Origin of the sequence: Pseudomonas sp. 22526, assembly GCF_052044735.1 — a bacterium.
Lineage (GTDB): Bacteria > Pseudomonadota > Gammaproteobacteria > Pseudomonadales > Pseudomonadaceae > Aquipseudomonas > Aquipseudomonas piscium.
In genome coordinates, this window is sequence record NZ_JBQENK010000019.1 from 93,677 (window position 1) to 109,764 (window position 16,088).

The 16,088-nt window shown below is 60.9% G+C and carries 12 protein-coding genes and 4 tRNA genes; 9 read left to right on the forward strand and 7 right to left on the reverse strand.

The genetic code is table 11. The features are described 5' to 3' along the window. Positions 1-8 precede the first annotated feature (8 nt). Both ACTJKT_RS24805 and thiO read left to right on the forward strand, forming a co-directional pair. A complete protein-coding gene (locus ACTJKT_RS24805) occupies positions 9-410 on the forward strand; it encodes a type IV pilin protein (protein WP_440788917.1) in 402 nt (133 codons plus the stop codon). Positions 411-464: 54 nt separating this feature from the next. Beyond that, positions 465-1,565 carry a glycine oxidase ThiO gene (gene thiO, locus ACTJKT_RS24810; protein ID WP_440788918.1) on the forward strand — a complete coding sequence of 367 codons (1,101 nt, stop codon included), beginning with the start codon at positions 465-467 and terminating at the stop codon, positions 1,563-1,565. Here the strand turns inward: thiO and ACTJKT_RS24815 are convergent. From ACTJKT_RS24815 to ACTJKT_RS24825, 3 genes are all read right to left on the reverse strand, one after another. Further along, a complete protein-coding gene (locus ACTJKT_RS24815; protein WP_440788919.1) occupies positions 1,562-2,884 on the reverse strand; it encodes a sigma-54-dependent transcriptional regulator in 1,323 nt (440 codons plus the stop codon). The genes thiO and ACTJKT_RS24815 overlap by 4 nt on opposite strands. A gap of 276 nt (positions 2,885-3,160) precedes the next feature. Beyond that, a complete protein-coding gene (locus tag ACTJKT_RS24820) occupies positions 3,161-3,394 on the reverse strand; it encodes a PP0621 family protein (protein ID WP_038575645.1) in 234 nt (77 codons plus the stop codon). Between the two features lie 134 nt (positions 3,395-3,528). Then, complete coding sequence (locus tag ACTJKT_RS24825; protein ID WP_009050934.1) at positions 3,529-4,551, reverse strand: outer membrane protein assembly factor BamD; 1,023 nt, start codon at positions 4,549-4,551, stop codon at positions 3,529-3,531. 152 nt (positions 4,552-4,703) lie between these two features. Here ACTJKT_RS24825 and rluD point away from each other — a divergent pair, with 152 nt between their 5' ends. From rluD to ACTJKT_RS24860, 7 genes are all read left to right on the forward strand, one after another. Next, positions 4,704-5,666, forward strand: a complete 963-nt coding sequence (gene rluD / locus ACTJKT_RS24830) for a 23S rRNA pseudouridine(1911/1915/1917) synthase RluD (RefSeq protein ID WP_025807530.1) — start codon at positions 4,704-4,706, stop codon at positions 5,664-5,666. Further along, positions 5,663-6,388 carry a peptidoglycan editing factor PgeF gene (pgeF, locus tag ACTJKT_RS24835; protein WP_440788920.1) on the forward strand — a complete coding sequence of 242 codons (726 nt, stop codon included), beginning with the start codon at positions 5,663-5,665 and terminating at the stop codon, positions 6,386-6,388. Before rluD ends, pgeF begins: the two co-directional genes overlap by 4 nt. 130 nt (positions 6,389-6,518) lie before the next feature. After that, the gene (clpB, locus tag ACTJKT_RS24840; protein ID WP_102677080.1) at positions 6,519-9,083 is read left to right on the forward strand and encodes an ATP-dependent chaperone ClpB; all 2,565 of its coding nucleotides are present in this window, start codon (positions 6,519-6,521) and stop codon (positions 9,081-9,083) included. Between the two features lie 305 nt (positions 9,084-9,388). Then, positions 9,389-9,464: transfer RNA gene (locus ACTJKT_RS24845), tRNA-Asn, on the forward strand. A 9-nt stretch (positions 9,465-9,473) separates the two neighbouring features. Continuing rightward, positions 9,474-9,550, forward strand: a tRNA-Pro gene (locus tag ACTJKT_RS24850). Positions 9,551-9,555: 5 nt separating this feature from the next. Beyond that, positions 9,556-9,631 (forward strand) — tRNA-Lys (locus ACTJKT_RS24855). 93 nt (positions 9,632-9,724) lie between these two features. Beyond that, a tRNA-Pro gene (locus ACTJKT_RS24860) sits at positions 9,725-9,801 on the forward strand. A 345-nt stretch (positions 9,802-10,146) separates the two neighbouring features. On the opposite strand, the gene ACTJKT_RS24865 is transcribed toward ACTJKT_RS24860, so the two are convergent. The 4 genes from ACTJKT_RS24865 to ACTJKT_RS24880 all read right to left on the reverse strand — a co-directional run bounded on the left by ACTJKT_RS24865 (position 10,147) and on the right by ACTJKT_RS24880 (position 16,066). Further along, positions 10,147-12,639, reverse strand: coding sequence for a fimbria/pilus outer membrane usher protein (locus tag ACTJKT_RS24865; protein ID WP_440788921.1), 2,493 nt, complete (start codon positions 12,637-12,639; stop codon positions 10,147-10,149). Between the two features lie 104 nt (positions 12,640-12,743). Continuing rightward, entirely contained in the window at positions 12,744-13,475 is a 732-nt protein-coding gene (locus tag ACTJKT_RS24870; protein ID WP_440788922.1) for a fimbrial biogenesis chaperone, read from the reverse strand. Between the two features lie 50 nt (positions 13,476-13,525). Beyond that, positions 13,526-14,119 (reverse strand): fimbrial protein, encoded by a 594-nt coding sequence (locus ACTJKT_RS24875; protein WP_440788923.1) that lies wholly within the window; start codon positions 14,117-14,119, stop codon positions 13,526-13,528. A 648-nt stretch (positions 14,120-14,767) separates the two neighbouring features. Then, complete coding sequence (locus ACTJKT_RS24880) at positions 14,768-16,066, reverse strand: NAD(P)/FAD-dependent oxidoreductase (RefSeq protein WP_053280975.1); 1,299 nt, start codon at positions 16,064-16,066, stop codon at positions 14,768-14,770. Positions 16,067-16,088: the final 22 nt, after the last annotated feature.

The following is a 16,088-nucleotide window of genomic DNA, read 5'->3' on the forward strand; positions in this document are numbered from 1 at the left end:
AGTGAGGCATGCGTAGATCCAACCAAGGTTTTACCCTGATCGAAATCATGATCGTGATTGCGATCATCGGGCTCGTCGTCACCCTGAGCCTTCCCAGCATCACCGAGTATGTGAAGAAAACCCATCGCACGCAGATTGCCGGCCTGCTGTCGGAACAGGCGCAGAGCCTCGAGCGCTTTCATTCCAAGGGCGGTGTCTACAGCAATGCCCCGGGCCTCAGCGCCGGCAACGATGACTACAGCATCACGGCAGTCCTGGCCGACCAGAGCTTCACCCTGACCGCGACGCCGAAAAGCGAGAGCATGATGGCCGGCGACAAGTGCGGCGAGTTCACCCTCAGTCACACCGGCGCCATGGGCAACAACAATATGGCCGACGGGGTGACCAGCAAAGGCTGCTGGGGACGCTGAGCAACCTTCTCGGGTGCTGGCGGTGCCCGGTGTTTTTTCTTCCTGGACTGGACTATGGCAAAGCAACAGCAAGTGGTGATTGTCGGCGGTGGCGTGATCGGCCTGCTGACCGCGTTCAACCTGGCGTCCGCCGGGCAGCAGGTGGTGCTGCTCGAGCGCTCGAATGTCGGCCAGGAATCCTCCTGGGCCGGCGGCGGGATCGTCTCGCCGCTGTACCCCTGGCGCTACAGCCCGGCGGTCACGGCGCTGGCGCATTGGTCGCAGGATTTTTATCCACAGCTGGCCGAGCGCCTGTTCGCCACGACCGGTGTCGATCCCGAAGTGCACACCACAGGCCTTTATTGGCTGGACCTCGACGACGAAGCCGAGGCGCTGGCCTGGGCCCGGCGCGAACAGCGGCCGTTGAGCGCTGTGGATATCTCGGCGGCCCATGACGCGGTGCCAGTGCTGGGCGGCGGTTTTTCCCGGGCGATCTACATGGCCGACGTGGCCAACGTGCGTAATCCGCGCCTGGTCAAATCGCTGAAAGCCGCTCTGTCGGCCCTGCCGGCGGTGACCATTCATGAGCAGTGCGAAGTCAGCGGGTTTATCCGCGAAGGGGAGCGGGTCCTTGGGGTGCAGACCTCCCAGGGCGAAATCCGTGGCGATCAGGTGGTGCTGGCGGCAGGGGCCTGGAGCGGCGAGTTGCTCAAGAGCCTCGGCCTGGTGTTGCCGGTGGAGCCGGTCAAAGGCCAGATGATTCTCTACAAGTGCGCCTCGGATTTTCTTTCCTGCATGGTCCTGGCCAAGGGGCGTTACGCGATTCCCCGGCGCGATGGGCACATCCTGATCGGTAGCACCCTGGAGCACGAAGGCTTCGACAAGACCCCGACCTCCTCGGCCCTGGAGAGCTTGAAGGCTTCGGCCATCGAACTGATCCCGGCGCTGGCGCAGGCCGAGGTGGTGGGGCATTGGGCGGGACTGCGTCCGGGCTCGCCCGAGGGCATTCCCTATATCGGCCCGGTGCCGGGGCTGGCTGGGCTGTGGCTGAATTGCGGGCATTACCGCAATGGTCTGGTCCTGGCGCCGGCGTCCTGCCAGCTGTTCGCCGACCTGATGCTGGGCCGGGAGCCGATCATCGACCCGGCGCCTTATGCGCCTGGCGGACGGATCTAATCCAGGCCGAGTTTCTTCAGCCTGTAGCGCATCGAACGAAACGACAGGTTCAAACGCTGGGCCGCCGCCGTGCGGTTCCAGCGGGTGTGCTCCAGGGCCTGGAGGATCAGCCGGCGCTCGACTTCTTGCAGATAATCTTCAAGGTCGATCACCTGTGCCGGGGCGGGCACGATGGTCGGGTGGGCGCCGTTTGGCGTCAGGCGCAGATCGTGTGCTTCGATCCGGCGGTTCTCGCACAGGGTATGGGCCCGTTCGAGCAGGTTCTCCAGCTCGCGCACGTTGCCGGGAAAGTCGTAGCCCTGGAGCGCCAGCAGCGCACTTGGCTGAAGCCGTGCCAGCTGCTGGCTATTGCCCTGTGCCAGGCGTTCGAGGATGGCCTTGGCCAGGGGTTCGATATCGCCCTGGCGCGCCCGTAGCGGTGGCACCGGCAGTTCGATCACGTTCAGGCGGTAGTAGAGGTCCTGGCGAAAGCGCCCGGCATGCACTTGCGCCTGCAACGCCTTGTGGGTGGCGCAGAGGATGCGCACATCGACCTGGACTTCCTGCTGTCCGCCGACACAGCGTACCGCCTTCTCCTGAAGCGCACGGAGCAATTTGACCTGCATTGCCAGCGGCAGATCGGCCACCTCATCGAGAAACAGCGTGCCGCCGTGCGCTGCCTGGAACAGGCCGGGCTTGTCTTCGATAGCGCCGCTGAAGCTGCCTTTGCGATGGCCGAAAAACTCGCTCTCCATCAGTTCCGGCGGAATGGCCCCGCAGTTGATCGCTACGAAGGCCCGTCTGGCCCGTGGGCCCTGGTCGTGGAGCGCGCGGGCAACCAGCTCCTTGCCGCTTCCGGATTCGCCGCTGATGTAAATCGCGGCCTGGCTGCGGGCCAGCTTGCCGATCTGGTCGCGCAGTTCCTGCATGGGCGCCGAATCGCCGAGCAGCGAGCGGTTGCCTGAGGGTGCTGCTTTGGGCCGGGTGTTGTTCAGCAGTTCGCGCAAGCGGGCCAGGGCCACGGGTTTGCTCAGAACGTCGATGGCGCCGGCCTGCAGGGCCCGGGCCGCGGTTTCCTGGCGGGCGCTGGCGCTGAGGATCGCCAGTGGCATGGGCAGTTGCTGGTGCTGGATGTGCTCCAGCAGTTCCAGCCCTGTGCCGTCGGGCAAGTGCAGGTCGCTCAGGCACAGGTCGAAACCTTCCCGTTCCAGCCAGCGACGGGCCTCGCCCAGGGTGCGGGCGCTGCGGGTGTGGCGTTGCATCCGGCCGAGGCTGATTTCCAGATATTCGCGAATGCCTGGATCGTTATCGACGATCAGGACTTTTTGTCGTGGGCTCATGCCGCGTACTGCTTCATCCGTGAGCGAAAGAGGTGCGGGAGCACCCGCCATCCTGGCGTGTCCTGAAGTCTAGGCAGGCTTGAGGCCGTTGGCCCCGCTCAAGGCCGGGCTGTTTGGCCGGGTTCAGGACGATGCGCAGGGTGATATGCCCGGTTTGCCGAGGGTTGCCGGCCGGATGCGAGGCGAGGGTGGGGGGGGGCGGCTTTTTTGTAGCGAATTATTCAGCGGTGCAAACAACGCGCTTTCGACGTTATATGCACCGCTGTCGGTCGAGGCTCAGCGCTCGCGGGAGATCGGGCCTTGCTCCAGGTGGGCCTGGCTGCAATACCACTGTTGTTCGAGGCTCAGGGCCCGGTCACGGGGCAGGTGCACGCCGCAGTGGGCACAGCGCACCATGGGCGTGGTGCTGGGTTCGCGGGGCGCAGCGGTGCCGGAGGCGGGCTGCTTGAATTTGCGCCAGAGCCATACCGCAGCGGCAATCAGGGCGATCCAGAACAGTAAACGAAGCATGGTAGCCAGCTATGTGAGTGAGGAACCGGCAGTTTAGCCAAGGTCATGCCGGGCGCACAGTGCAATCAGCGCTGAAATCGGCGGACAAAAAAAGGGAGACTCGAAAGTCTCCCTTTTTGGTAACCGCGGCAGTGTCAGTCGAACACGCCGAAGGTCATGTAGCTGAACCACGAGCGGTCGCTGTTGTTGCCTTCGGCTTCGTGCTGTTCTTCTTCGACAGCGTCGCCATTGGCGTCTTTAGGCTTGAGCTCGGCCGGAATCGCATCCTTGGCGTCCTGGTATTGCTTCATCACGTCCTGGTTGGCGCGGGTTTCTCCCGGCGGCAGCGGTGGACGGGACTCGATCAGGCCCAGGGTGGCCTTGCTCAGCCAGGAGCGGTTGTCCGCCTCGGCGACCCGTGGCACGAACTGGCCGTCGACCAGGCTCGGGTGATCGGGGTAGTTGAGCTTCAGGGTTTCCAGGCTGGTGGCGGCCAGTTCGTCCAGGTGCAGACGCTGGTAAGCCTCGGTCATCACCGCCAGGCCATCGGCCACCGACGGGGTTTCCTGGAAGTTTTCCACCACATAACGGCCACGGTTGGCGGCGGCTACATAGGCCTGACGGGTCAGGTAGTAGTCGGCCACGTGGATTTCGTAGGAGGCCAGCAGGTTGCGCAGGTAGATCATGCGCTGCTTGGCGTCCGGCGCGTAGCGGCTGTTCGGGAAGCGGCTGGTGAGCTGGGCGAACTCGTTGTAGGAGTCGCGGGCGGCACCCGGGTCACGCTTGGTCATGTCCAGCGGCAGGAAGCGCGCCAGCAGGCCGACGTCCTGGTCGAAGGAGGTCAGGCCCTTGAGATAGTAGGCGTAGTCCACGTTCGGGTGTTGTGGATGCAGGCGGATGAAACGCTCGGCGGCGGACTTGGCAGCTTCCGGCTCGGCGTTCTTGTAGTTGGCATAGATCAGTTCGAGCTGTGCCTGATCCGCGTAGCGGCCGAACGGATAACGCGACTCCAGGGCCTTGAGCTTGGCGGTGGCGCTGGTATAGCTGTTGTTGTCCAGGTCGGTCTGCGCCTGCTGGTACAGCTCGACCTCGCTCAGGTTTTCGTCAACGACTTCCTTCGATGAGCAAGCAGCGGTCAGTGCGAGGATGGCGATCAGCAGCAGGTGTTTCACTTGCATGGCGGCTTGCGTCCCTATGACGGCCGCTGTCTTGGGCGGGGCCGTCCTGTTATGATGAGCGCCCCGTTGAAAAAGCCTCGGGGCAAAAGACGCCGTATTTAACCACAAGCGCGCAGCCGAAACCAAAGGCTGTGCCGACGCCTAGTCTGAGCATGTCCGATAAAATTGAACTTCGCGCAGAGGTGCCGTCCGAACTGGGCGGCCAACGCCTCGATCAAGTCGCCGCCCAATTATTCGCTGAGCACTCGCGCTCGCGCCTTTCCGCCTGGATCAAAGACGGCCGCCTGACTGTGGATGGAGCGGTTATCCGCCCGCGAGACATCGTCCATGGCGGCGCGGTTCTTGAGCTGACCGCCGAGCAGGAAGCTCAGGGAGAATGGATCGCTCAGGACATCGAGCTGGATATCGTCTATGAAGACGACGATATCCTGGTCATCAACAAGCCTGCCGGCCTGGTGGTCCACCCCGCCGCCGGTCACGCCGATGGCACGCTGCTCAATGCCCTGCTGCACCATGTCCCGGACATCATCAACGTGCCGCGCGCCGGCATCGTCCATCGCCTGGACAAGGACACCACCGGTCTGATGGTGGTGGCCAAGACCATCCAGGCGCAGACCCAGCTGGTTGCCCAGTTGCAGAGCCGTAGCGTCAGCCGCATCTATGAATGCATCGTGATCGGCGTGGTCACCGCCGGTGGCAAGATCAATGCGCCGATCGGCCGGCATGGCCAGCAGCGCCAGCGCATGGCCGTGATGGAAGGCGGCAAGCAGGCCGTCAGCCATTACCGGGTGCTCGAGCGTTTCCGTTCCCACACCCATGTGCGGGTCAAGCTGGAAACCGGTCGTACCCACCAGATTCGCGTGCACATGGCGCACATCAACTTCCCGTTGGTCGGCGATCCGGCCTACGGAGGTCGCTTCCGCATTCCGCCGGCGGCGAACCCGACCATGGTCGAATCCCTGAAACACTTCCCGCGTCAGGCGCTGCATGCGCGTTTCCTGGAACTGGATCATCCGACCACCGGTGAGCGCATGAGCTGGGAATCGCCGCTGCCGGAAGATTTCGTCTGGCTGCTGACCCTGCTCAAGCAGGACCGCGAGGCCTTCGTCGGATGAGTGACTGGCTGATTCCTGACTGGCCCGCGCCGGCCGGGGTCAAAGCCTGCGTCACCACCCGCGCGGGCGGCGTCAGCCTGGCGCCGTTCGACAGCCTCAACCTGGGCGATCATGTCGACGACGACCCGCAGGCGGTGGCCGAAAACCGCCGGCGCCTGACCGATCGTTTCTCCATACGGCCAGCTTGGTTGAAGCAGGTTCACGGTATCGATGTGGTCGAGGCGGATCCGTCCGTCGTCGCCACCGCCGATGCCAGCTGGACGGCGACGCCGGGCATCGCCTGTAGCGCCATGACCGCCGATTGCCTGCCAGCGCTGTTCTGCGACCGCGCCGGTACCCGTGTGGCAGCGGCCCATGCCGGCTGGCGCGGGTTGGCGGCCGGAGTGCTGGAGGCGACGCTCAATAACCTGAAGGTTGCGCCTGAGGATGTACTGGTCTGGCTGGGGCCGGCCATTGGCCCGCAAGCCTTCGAGGTCGGGCCGGAAGTCCGTGACGCGTTCGTCCGGCACTTGCCGCCAACCGAGCAGGCCTTCGTGCCGAGCCACAATCCCGGCAAGTTCATGGCTGACATCTATAGGCTGGCCCGCCTGCGCTTGGCGGCATGCGGCGTCACGGCCGTGTATGGCGGTGGTTTCTGCACTGTGAGCGATCCGCGTTTCTATTCCTACCGCCGCAGCCCGCGTACCGGGCGCTTCGCTTCCCTGATCTGGCTGGAACGCTAGACTCCTCTGACCTGTGTCAAGCTCGACAGGCTTGAATCTTCCAGAATCGACCGCATCTACAGGGGTATCTGGCAGGTTTCTCTATTCAGGTGTGTCCATCGCTCCGACCTGCTCAAAAGGAAGGTGACTAATGCGTATAGACCGATTAACCAGCAAGCTGCAGCTGGCATTATCCGATTCTCAATCCCTGGCGGTCGGCCTCGATCATCCGGCCATCGAGCCTGCACACTTGATGCAGGCCCTGCTCGAACAGCAGGGCGGTTCGATCAAGCCACTGCTGATGCAAGTGGGCTTCGACGTGAACAGCCTGCGCAAGGAGTTGAGCAAAGAGCTCGACCACTTGCCAAAAATCCAGAACCCCACCGGCGACGTGAACATGTCGCAGGATCTGGCGCGCCTGCTGAACCAGGCCGATCGCCTGGCGCAACAGAAAGGCGACCAGTTCATCTCCAGCGAGCTGGTGCTGCTGGCGGCCATGGACGAAAACAGCAAGCTCGGCAAATTGCTGCTGGGCCAGGGCGTCAGCAAGAAAGCGCTGGAAAACGCCATCAATAACCTGCGTGGCGGCGAGGCGGTGAATGACGCCAACGTCGAGGAGTCGCGCCAGGCCCTGGATAAATACACCGTAGACCTGACCAAGCGCGCCGAAGAGGGCAAGCTCGACCCGGTGATTGGCCGTGACGACGAAATCCGTCGGACCATCCAGGTGCTGCAACGTCGGACCAAGAACAACCCGGTGCTGATCGGCGAGCCTGGTGTGGGTAAAACCGCGATTGCCGAAGGCCTGGCCCAGCGCATCATCAATGGCGAAGTGCCGGACGGTCTGAAAGGCAAGCGCCTGCTGTCCCTGGACATGGGCGCGCTGATCGCTGGCGCCAAGTACCGCGGCGAGTTCGAAGAACGCCTGAAATCCCTGCTCAACGAGCTGTCCAAGCAGGAAGGGCAGATCATTCTGTTTATCGACGAACTGCACACCATGGTCGGCGCCGGCAAGGGCGAAGGCTCGATGGATGCGGGCAACATGCTCAAGCCGGCCCTGGCCCGGGGCGAACTGCATTGCGTCGGTGCCACCACGCTCAACGAGTACCGCCAATATATAGAGAAGGACGCGGCCCTCGAGCGGCGCTTCCAGAAAGTCCTGGTGGACGAGCCGAGCGAAGAAGACACCATCGCCATCCTGCGCGGCCTGAAAGAGCGTTATGAAGTGCACCACAAGGTGGCGATCACCGACGGCGCGATCATTGCCGCGGCCAAGCTCAGCCATCGCTACATTACCGACCGGCAACTGCCGGACAAGGCGATCGACCTGATCGACGAAGCCGCCAGCCGTATCCGCATGGAGATCGACTCCAAGCCGGAAGTGCTGGACCGTCTGGAGCGGCGCCTGATTCAACTGAAGGTTGAATCCCAGGCCCTGAAGAAGGAAGACGACGAAGCGGCGATCAAGCGCCTGGAGAAACTCCAGGAAGAGATCACCCGCCTGGAGCGCGAATACGCCGATCTGGAAGAAGTCTGGGCCTCGGAGAAAGCCGAAGTGCAGGGTTCGGCGCAGATTCAGCAGAAGATCGAGCAGTCCCGTCAGGAACTGGAAGCTGCGCGCCGTAAAGGCGACCTGAACCGCATGGCCGAGTTGCAGTATGGGGTGATCCCGGACCTGGAACGCAGCCTGCAGATGGTCGACCAGCATGGCCAAAGCGAAAACCAGCTGTTGCGCAGCAAGGTGACCGAAGAGGAAATCGCCGAGGTCGTGTCCAAGTGGACCGGTATTCCAGTGTCGAAGATGCTCGAAGGCGAGCGCGACAAACTGCTGAAAATGGAAAGCCTGCTGCACCAGCGCGTCATCGGCCAGAACGAAGCCGTGGTGGCGGTGGCCAACGCCGTGCGGCGTTCACGCGCCGGGTTGTCCGATCCGAACCGGCCAAGTGGCTCGTTCATGTTCCTCGGCCCGACCGGTGTGGGTAAAACCGAGCTGTGCAAGGCGCTGGCCGAATTCCTTTTCGATACCGAAGAGGCGATGGTGCGGATCGATATGTCCGAATTCATGGAGAAACATTCCGTGGCTCGGTTGATCGGTGCGCCTCCAGGCTACGTCGGCTACGAGGAGGGCGGTTACCTGACCGAGGCGGTGCGGCGCAAGCCTTATTCGGTGATCCTGCTGGATGAGGTCGAGAAGGCCCATCCAGACGTGTTCAACATCCTGCTGCAGGTGCTGGAAGACGGCCGCCTGACGGACAGCCACGGGCGTACCGTGGATTTCCGTAATACGGTGATCGTCATGACCTCCAACCTGGGCTCGGCGCAGATCCAGGAGCTGGTAGGGGATCGCGAAGCACAGCGGGCGGCGGTGATGGATGCGGTGTCGACCCATTTCCGTCCGGAGTTCATCAACCGGATCGACGAAGTGGTGATCTTCGAGCCATTGGCCCGGGATCAGATCGCCGGCATCACCGAGATCCAGCTGGGTCGCCTGCGTGGTCGCCTGGCGGAGCGCGAGCTCAAGCTGGAGCTGAGTGGCGAGGCCTTGGACAAACTGATTGCCGTGGGGTACGACCCGGTCTATGGCGCGCGTCCGCTCAAACGAGCGATTCAGCGCTGGATCGAGAACCCGCTGGCGCAGTTGATTCTGTCTGGCAGTTTCCTGCCGGGAGCCACTGTGACGGCCAAGGTGGAGAACGACGAAATCGTCTTCGCCTGAGCCGGATAGGGCGTCGTTATGAAGGAGGCCTCGCATTGCGAGGCCTTTTTTTGCATAGGGCGTTGAACTGTAAGGCAAAGGCTTGTAAAGTGCGCCCCGCAGTACGTCACCCCAAGGCTTTTTCCTCCCTGAGGAAAAAACTGAAATAAGTTGCAAATCATTGTCTTGAAAGCAATTTAGGGGGTTGACAGAGGTTTTTAAGATTGTAGAATAGCGCGCCTCAGAGACACGAACGTAGCGATACGGACAGGGTCAACGAGGAGGCTTCTAGAAATAAAAGCCTGTTGTAAATTGAAATGTTCAGTTCCGTGATAGCTCAGTCGGTAGAGCAAATGACTGTTAATCATTGGGTCCCAGGTTCGAGTCCTGGTCACGGAGCCAATTTCAAGCCGGGGTATAGCGCAGTCCGGTAGCGCGCCTGCTTTGGGAGCAGGATGTCAGGAGTTCGAATCCCCTTACCCCGACCATATTTGGGTCGTTAGCTCAGTTGGTAGAGCAGTTGGCTTTTAACCAATTGGTCGTAGGTTCGAATCCCACACGACCCACCATTTTTGAAACCAGTTCGCTGGAATCGAATCTTAAGATCAGACGCCAAAAGCTCTGTTCGCAGAAGGCGCCTTTAAAAGGTGCCTTTTTTTTACCGGGGTATAGCGCAGTCCGGTAGCGCGCCTGCTTTGGGAGCAGGATGTCAGGAGTTCGAATCCCCTTACCCCGACCATATTGAAAATCCTCGTATCGAAAGATACGGGGATTTTTTTTGCCCGGAATTTGGCGTCGGTTGTGTCTTTGGCGTAATGCAAAAAAATGCCCCGATCATTCGGGGCTTTTTTGTTTGGGGGATTTGGGTTGGTCCCTTGTCGTTCAGGGCATGCTTGCTGACTCTCGTTTCGCCGCCGTTCGCTGCCTGGCGGGCAATTCGATATAAATGAGGTGGGTAGAGGGCTTTGTGTCATGTACTGGCTGAGAGCGTTGGCTTGGCCAGGCTCATGCCAATAAACCCAATGTGGGAGTAATCAGCCTATATCTGTGGCCAGCCCCTCGTTGCGAGGGGCGTTTACGCTGCTCACAAAGCCCGGCAAAGGCCATCCACGCGTTCGTATGCCAACTCCTTGTTTACCGCCGGTAGTGTGTAGTCCACCGTGCAAGCTCCCTCGGCCCAGCGAATTTCCAGTCGACCCTTGTCGGCAACACCGAAGACCAGCAGGCGCGACAAGTTGTCGACCATACCCAGGGGCTTACCTTGCTCGTCGTATGCCTGGGCACCGAAGGGGATGTTGTTCCCTTGCTCTGGGCGCAGTACGAACTGCAGGCGGCGACCGGTCTGTGCAGCGTAGGTCGTCTTGACGATGGCGCCACGGGTTGGCACCAGCACCTTGGAGGTTTCGCTGACCTCGGTATCGGTACCCAGGGTCTGGGTGTCCAGGTTCACCCAGTTGTAGCGATAGGGCTGCATGTAGGGCACCACCGCATAACCCTTGCGATTGGTACGTACTGCGCTCCAGCCGGACACGCCGACGCCGCCGGTTTCCGGAACTTCCAGCAAGCCGAAGGTCTCGCCAAGCGGCTGACCGAGGGTAATGCCACCACTGTGTGCTACCAGTGAGCCGGAAGCGCCCAGGTCTATATGCTTGTCGTCGCGACCCTGGCTGTAGCCGCCGCGCAGTTTGGCAACGGGGGTGTCCCAGTCGAGGCTGGCACCGGCATTGCTGCCATTTCTTTTGCTGTGGCCTGCCTGTGCCGAATAGCTGAGGGTTGCCTGATCGTCCAGGTAGCCGGACACACTCGACTGCAGAGAGGAATCGCCTTTGCTTGAGCTGATGGCGTTGCTGGAGAGACGGTGAGAGCTGCCCGATCCTCCCAGCGGCATGCTGATACTGGCGGTGAGTTGCGTATCCGAGCCGCCGTTCATGGGGTCACTCTGGGTACGTGATACCGCCAGGTTATAGCTGATGTTGGCGATGCTGCTGCCATAGCCAAATTGCCAGTTGCGAGTACGGCCCTGCTGTTTCCAGTAGTTGGTTTCATCCAGGCTGAGATACAGCGAGCTTCGCTGTGACAGGCTCTGGTTCACCCTGACGTTGATTCGGCTCTTTTGTGCGCTGAAGCCGGCACGCTCCTGGTACATGAGGTCGTCCACATGCTGGTTGAAGCTGCGGTAGCCTTCGGTCGAATAGCGGTAGCCGGCCATGGTGAAGGTGGTATTCGTGGCGTTCAGCGTCTTGGAGTACAGGAAGCGCGCACTGTGACCCTTGTTTGTCTTGCCGTTCGGGGTTTTCGATTCACTGCTGGTGACGTCGAAGGAGATGCCGCCGATGCCGGAGTTCACGCCCGCGCCAAGGTTGACGGCGCGATAGTCTTGCGCGAGCAGCGCACCACCATAGCCGGTGAGGTTATCCGTCACGCCGTAGACCGCCGTGCCCTGGGTGAAGGACGGCGACGGTTGGTCGGTGGAGCGATATTCACCGGCGGTGACGCTGTAGCGCAGGTTGCCACGGCGGGTCATGACCGGCTGGTAGGCATAGGACTGCTGATATTCGCGTACCCGGCCATCCGCTTCGATGATCTTGATCTGCAAGTCGCCGTTGGAACCGCTGGGATAGATGTCGGTGAACTCGAAGGCGCCAGGCGGCACCGACGCGGAATAGATCACGTAGCCGTTCTGCCGTACTTCGACGGTGGCGTTGGTTTCGGCGATGCCGCGGATCACCGGCGCGTAGCCGATCTCGTTGTCGGGCAGCATGCCGAGGTCGGAAGCGATCTGCGCCCCGCGGAAACGAACGCTGTCGAATATCTCGCCGGGGGTGTACAGCTCGCCCAGGGAAAGCTTGCCCTTGACGCTTCGAACGTCGCGCTCCAGATAGGTGCGGTTGCTCCTGAATTCGCTTTTCGTGCCGGTCCCGCCAGTCAGGGCGGATTCGTTGCGAAAGCGCCAGCCGGCGATATTGAAGCCGTTACGCAGGTTCAGGTTGTGGTAGTCGCTCTTCGTCCCCTGGTTGGTGTTGCGGTTGAAGTTGGCCTGATAGTCGCTGTAGAAGGCCGTGATGCCCTCGTCCCAGACCGATGGGTCGACATAACCGCGTGAATAGCGCTGGACGTAGGCCTGCGGAATGCTGAATTGCAGCGCCAGGCTGGTGACGTCGAAGTCTACCGCGGCGCCAGTGATCTGTGAGGTGACGTCGATCGGCAGCTCATCCTTGGTGTCAGCGGCGATGAGTCCGTCCTGTTGGGCCTTGCCAGCGTTGAGCCCGAGTTCTTTCAGCAGCCCGAGCGAGATGATGGGCTTGACCTGCCCGGATGCATCGGCGCTGAAGGTGATTTCCTGACGTTTGATCAGCACGTTGTTCAGATAGAGGTCAACGCTGTAGGTGCCTGGCGGAACCGAGCTGCCTTTCTCAAAATACTTGAGGTCCACCGGAGCGCCCTCCATTTTCAGAAAGGAGTCGTTGAATTCGACCTCCGCTGCAGATAGCTTCGAGGTCAATCCCAATGCCATGAGGCAGGTCGCGCACGCACGTCGGGCAATGCTGAAGCTGAGCTCTCTCTGAAAAATGGGCATGCGAAATCCTTTCGATCACGCATCGGAAGGCCGAGGCTGTGATCTGATTAAAAAGTCGGAGGTGAGGCTTTGTGCTCTAGCGAGCGGTACGAATGGCGGGTGTGTTAGTTGGAAAGTTTGCTGGTGACTCGGTCCAGTCCGCCGTAATCGTTGATGCTGTCGAACTCCACCGTTGCGGTTCCGAGCTTCACGCCAGACGAGCCGTTGATCGCGACTACGCGTGTTGCCCCCGGCGCGAGCATTTCCGCGGCAGCGGTATAGGTGCCAGCCCCCTTGTCAGTGCGCAGCTTCACGGCGCTCCCGGAAAAGGACACGTGGTACGCAGAAGGATTGGTCACGGAAAGCGCTGTTTTGCCGCCTTGCTCTACGAACTTCCATTGCAGGCTCTTGGCCGCATTGGCGGCGGTGTCTGGCAGGTTGGCCGGCCGGTAGAACAGTTTCACGCGCTGACGTATGGCAATTTGCAGGGTGTTCTCGTTCTTGGCTTTTTGCGGAATCTCTTGCACGGCTAGCCAGAACACTGATTCCTTGTCCGTTGGCAATCCCTGGCCCTGGTAGAGGATGCGCAGGATTTGCTGCTTGTTGCCTCCAAGGCGAACGAGGGGAGGGGTGATGGCGAACGGTACGTCGGATGTCGCCCCCTTGCTGTCTGGCTCGACCCAGGACTGGACCATGATGTCGTTCGAGCCCTGGTTCCTGACAATGACGGATGTTTCCTTGGCAGGCGCAGCAAAGACTACGCGCGTGCCATCCAGCGTAATGCCGGCACTGGCCATCGACGCAAAGAGCGTCATGGCGCTGGCGAGCGCAATACGTGTCAATAATGAGGCTTTCATAATGACTCCAGATCGGAGGGAGGGGCGCAGGCCCCTCCCTTTGGTGCGGATTACTCGTAGGTCAGGGTAAACGGGAGGGTGCCGTTGGCAGGACCTGCTTTGATCGCTTCGCCGTTCGCCACATAACCTGCGCGCATGCTCAGCTTGGCGGTGTAGGTGGTGGTTTCGCCTTCGGTGGTTGGTACCAGTGCGCCATCGATGGTTTCGTTCGCGCCGAGGTTCACCAGCTTGCTGCTGCTGTCGTAAAGACCGATACCCACGCCTTCTGCACCACCGGTGGTTTTCAGCAACGAGCCGTTCTTGCTGTCGACGCCGGAGCCACTGCTAGGGTCGAATTGCAGCTTGACGGACTTCAGGCCCTCTGCGGTGCCGCCGCAATCCAGGTTCAGGTTGATGCTCTGACCGCCGACGATGCCGCCGCCGGCAGTGCCGGCGAGCGAGTCGCTGCTGACCTTGCCGAGGTTGATATCGATGGTCTGGTTGCCCTTGTTGCCACCAACGTTGGTGCCGGCACCGCCGTCGATTTTGCAGGATGCGGCGACGATATCGCCGGTGAAGTTGATGGTGCCATCTGCCGCGAGAGCGGAAGTGCTGACCGCGCCAGCGATAGCCATGGAAACGATGCTTTTGAGAAGTTTGGACATTTGATGTACCTGCTAAAGTTGGAGATTCAATTTTGTATATTCACTTCAGTCGGTACAATAAGACCATTCTTAAACTATTGCTTAGTCTATGATTTTTAATGGCTTCTAATACTTTGTTGCTTGATAAGATTTCAATAAGAAGATTCTTAAAGTGTTGTAGGGCGACGAAATTTTTAAGAGAGCTATCTGTCTGGCCTGGCAAGCAGGAGGGTGACTTGTATCGCCTTCGGTCGTCGTGGGGCCAGTCAGGATGGCAGGTCCATTGGCCTGGGATCGAGTCCAGAGGAGGATTAAGCTAACTGTTGATGCAACTAGGTGGAATACTAATGTTGTCTTGAGCGCTTATTGGATCAACATATCTATATGTTGCTTTAAAGGCGCTGCTTGAAGTGGGGGGATGCATTGTCTGCGCTGGAGGGAACAGGTTTCATCGCTGAGGATGAAGCTGGACGAGTCTTTTAAATCAGCTGGCAGGCTGACTGTGTAGTGTTCGGAAAAGTCGGATATCAACTAAGGAAAGTTTCTTTTCTTTGATCTATAGCAACTCCCCTGTTGGTCCCGAGTGGGGAAAAGGCCTGAGTCAGTGTTGAACAGGACGCAAAAAAATGCCCCGATCATTCGGGGCATTTTTTGTCGGTCGCTACTGACTCAGTGCAGCTTGAGTCGTGGCTCGGTGCCGCGGCCGATCCGGCTGCCGAGCATCAGCATGGCGGTACGGAACGGGCCATAGAGCGCCATCTGGTGCATGCGGTACAGCGACACATAGAACATCCGCGCCAGCCAGCCTTCGAGCATCACGCTGCCGGTCAGGTTGCCCATCAGGTTGCCCACGGCGGAAAAACGCGACAGCGAGATCAGCGAACCGTAGTCGGTGTATTTGTACTCTGGCAGGGCCTTGCCTTCGATGCGCAGTTTCAGCGACTTGGTCAGCAGCGATGCCTGCTGGTGAGCCGCCTGGGCCCGCGGTGGAACGTTGCGGTCGGTGCCCGGTTGCGGGCAGGCGGCGCAGTCGCCAAAGGCGAAGATATTCTCGTCGCGGGTGGTCTGCAGGGTCGGCAAGACTTGCAGCTGGTTGATGCGGTTGGTTTCCAGGCCGTCGATGTCCTTGAGGAAACCCGGTGCGCGAATCCCGGCGGCCCAGACTTTCAGGCTGGCGGCAATCACCTGGCCATCGGCGGTGATCAGGCTGTCGGCGGTCACTTCGCTGACCGCGGCATTGGTCATCACCTTGACCCCGAGTTTTTCCAGGGTCTTGTGCACTGGCCCGCCAATCCGCTCCGGCAGGGCCGGCAATACCCGTGGCCCGGCCTCGATCAGGGTGATGTGCATGTTTTCCGGCTTGATCCGGTCCAGGCCGTAGGCCGCCAGCTCATGGGCGGCGTTGTGCAGCTCGGCGGCCAGTTCGACGCCCGTGGCACCGGCACCGACGATGGCCACGCTGATCTGCTCGACCACATCGGTCTGCCCGGCGTGGGCGCGCAGGTAGTGGTTGAGCAGTTGCTGATGGAAGCGCTCGGCCTGCTTGCGCGTGTCGAGGAACAGGCAATGCTGGGCGGCGCCCTGGGTGCCGAAGTCGTTGGTGGTGCTGCCCACGGCGATCACCAGGGTGTCGTACCCCAGCTCGCGGGCCGGCAGCAGCTCCAGGCCGTTTTCGTCGTAGGTGGCGGCCAGCTGGATTTTCTTCTGCTGACGGTCGAGCCCGCTCATGCGGCCCAGCTGGAACTCGAAGTGGTTCCATTTGGCTTGGGCGACATAGTTGAGTTCGTCTTCGGAAGAGTTCAGCGAGCCGGCAGCCACTTCATGCAGCAGGGGCTTCCAGATGTGGGTCAGGTTCGCGTCGACCAGCATCACACTGGCGGTACCGCGCTTGCCCAGAGTCTTACCCAGACGGGTAGCCAACTCCAGACCGCCGGCGCCGCCGCCAACGATGACAATACGATGAGTCATGGGGATATCTCGCAAGGCTAAA

Excerpts from the sequence above, each read along its gene's own strand:
- clpB (WP_102677080.1), top strand. The coding sequence starts at position 6,519 with ATGCGTATAGACCGATTAACCAGCAAGCTGCAGCTGGCATTATCCGAT.
- rluD (WP_025807530.1), top strand. The coding sequence starts at position 4,704 with ATGTCCGATAAAATTGAACTTCGCGCAGAGGTGCCGTCCGAACTGGGC.
- ACTJKT_RS24865 (WP_440788921.1), bottom strand. The coding sequence starts at position 12,639 with ATGCCCATTTTTCAGAGAGAGCTCAGCTTCAGCATTGCCCGACGTGCG.
- pgeF (WP_440788920.1), top strand. The coding sequence starts at position 5,663 with ATGAGTGACTGGCTGATTCCTGACTGGCCCGCGCCGGCCGGGGTCAAA.
- ACTJKT_RS24875 (WP_440788923.1), bottom strand. The coding sequence starts at position 14,119 with ATGTCCAAACTTCTCAAAAGCATCGTTTCCATGGCTATCGCTGGCGCG.
- ACTJKT_RS24870 (WP_440788922.1), bottom strand. The coding sequence starts at position 13,475 with ATGAAAGCCTCATTATTGACACGTATTGCGCTCGCCAGCGCCATGACG.
- ACTJKT_RS24820 (WP_038575645.1), bottom strand. The coding sequence starts at position 3,394 with ATGCTTCGTTTACTGTTCTGGATCGCCCTGATTGCCGCTGCGGTATGG.
- ACTJKT_RS24815 (WP_440788919.1), bottom strand. The coding sequence starts at position 2,884 with ATGAGCCCACGACAAAAAGTCCTGATCGTCGATAACGATCCAGGCATT.
- ACTJKT_RS24805 (WP_440788917.1), top strand. The coding sequence starts at position 9 with ATGCGTAGATCCAACCAAGGTTTTACCCTGATCGAAATCATGATCGTG.
- ACTJKT_RS24825 (WP_009050934.1), bottom strand. The coding sequence starts at position 4,551 with ATGCAAGTGAAACACCTGCTGCTGATCGCCATCCTCGCACTGACCGCT.
- thiO (WP_440788918.1), top strand. The coding sequence starts at position 465 with ATGGCAAAGCAACAGCAAGTGGTGATTGTCGGCGGTGGCGTGATCGGC.
- ACTJKT_RS24880 (WP_053280975.1), bottom strand. The coding sequence starts at position 16,066 with ATGACTCATCGTATTGTCATCGTTGGCGGCGGCGCCGGCGGTCTGGAG.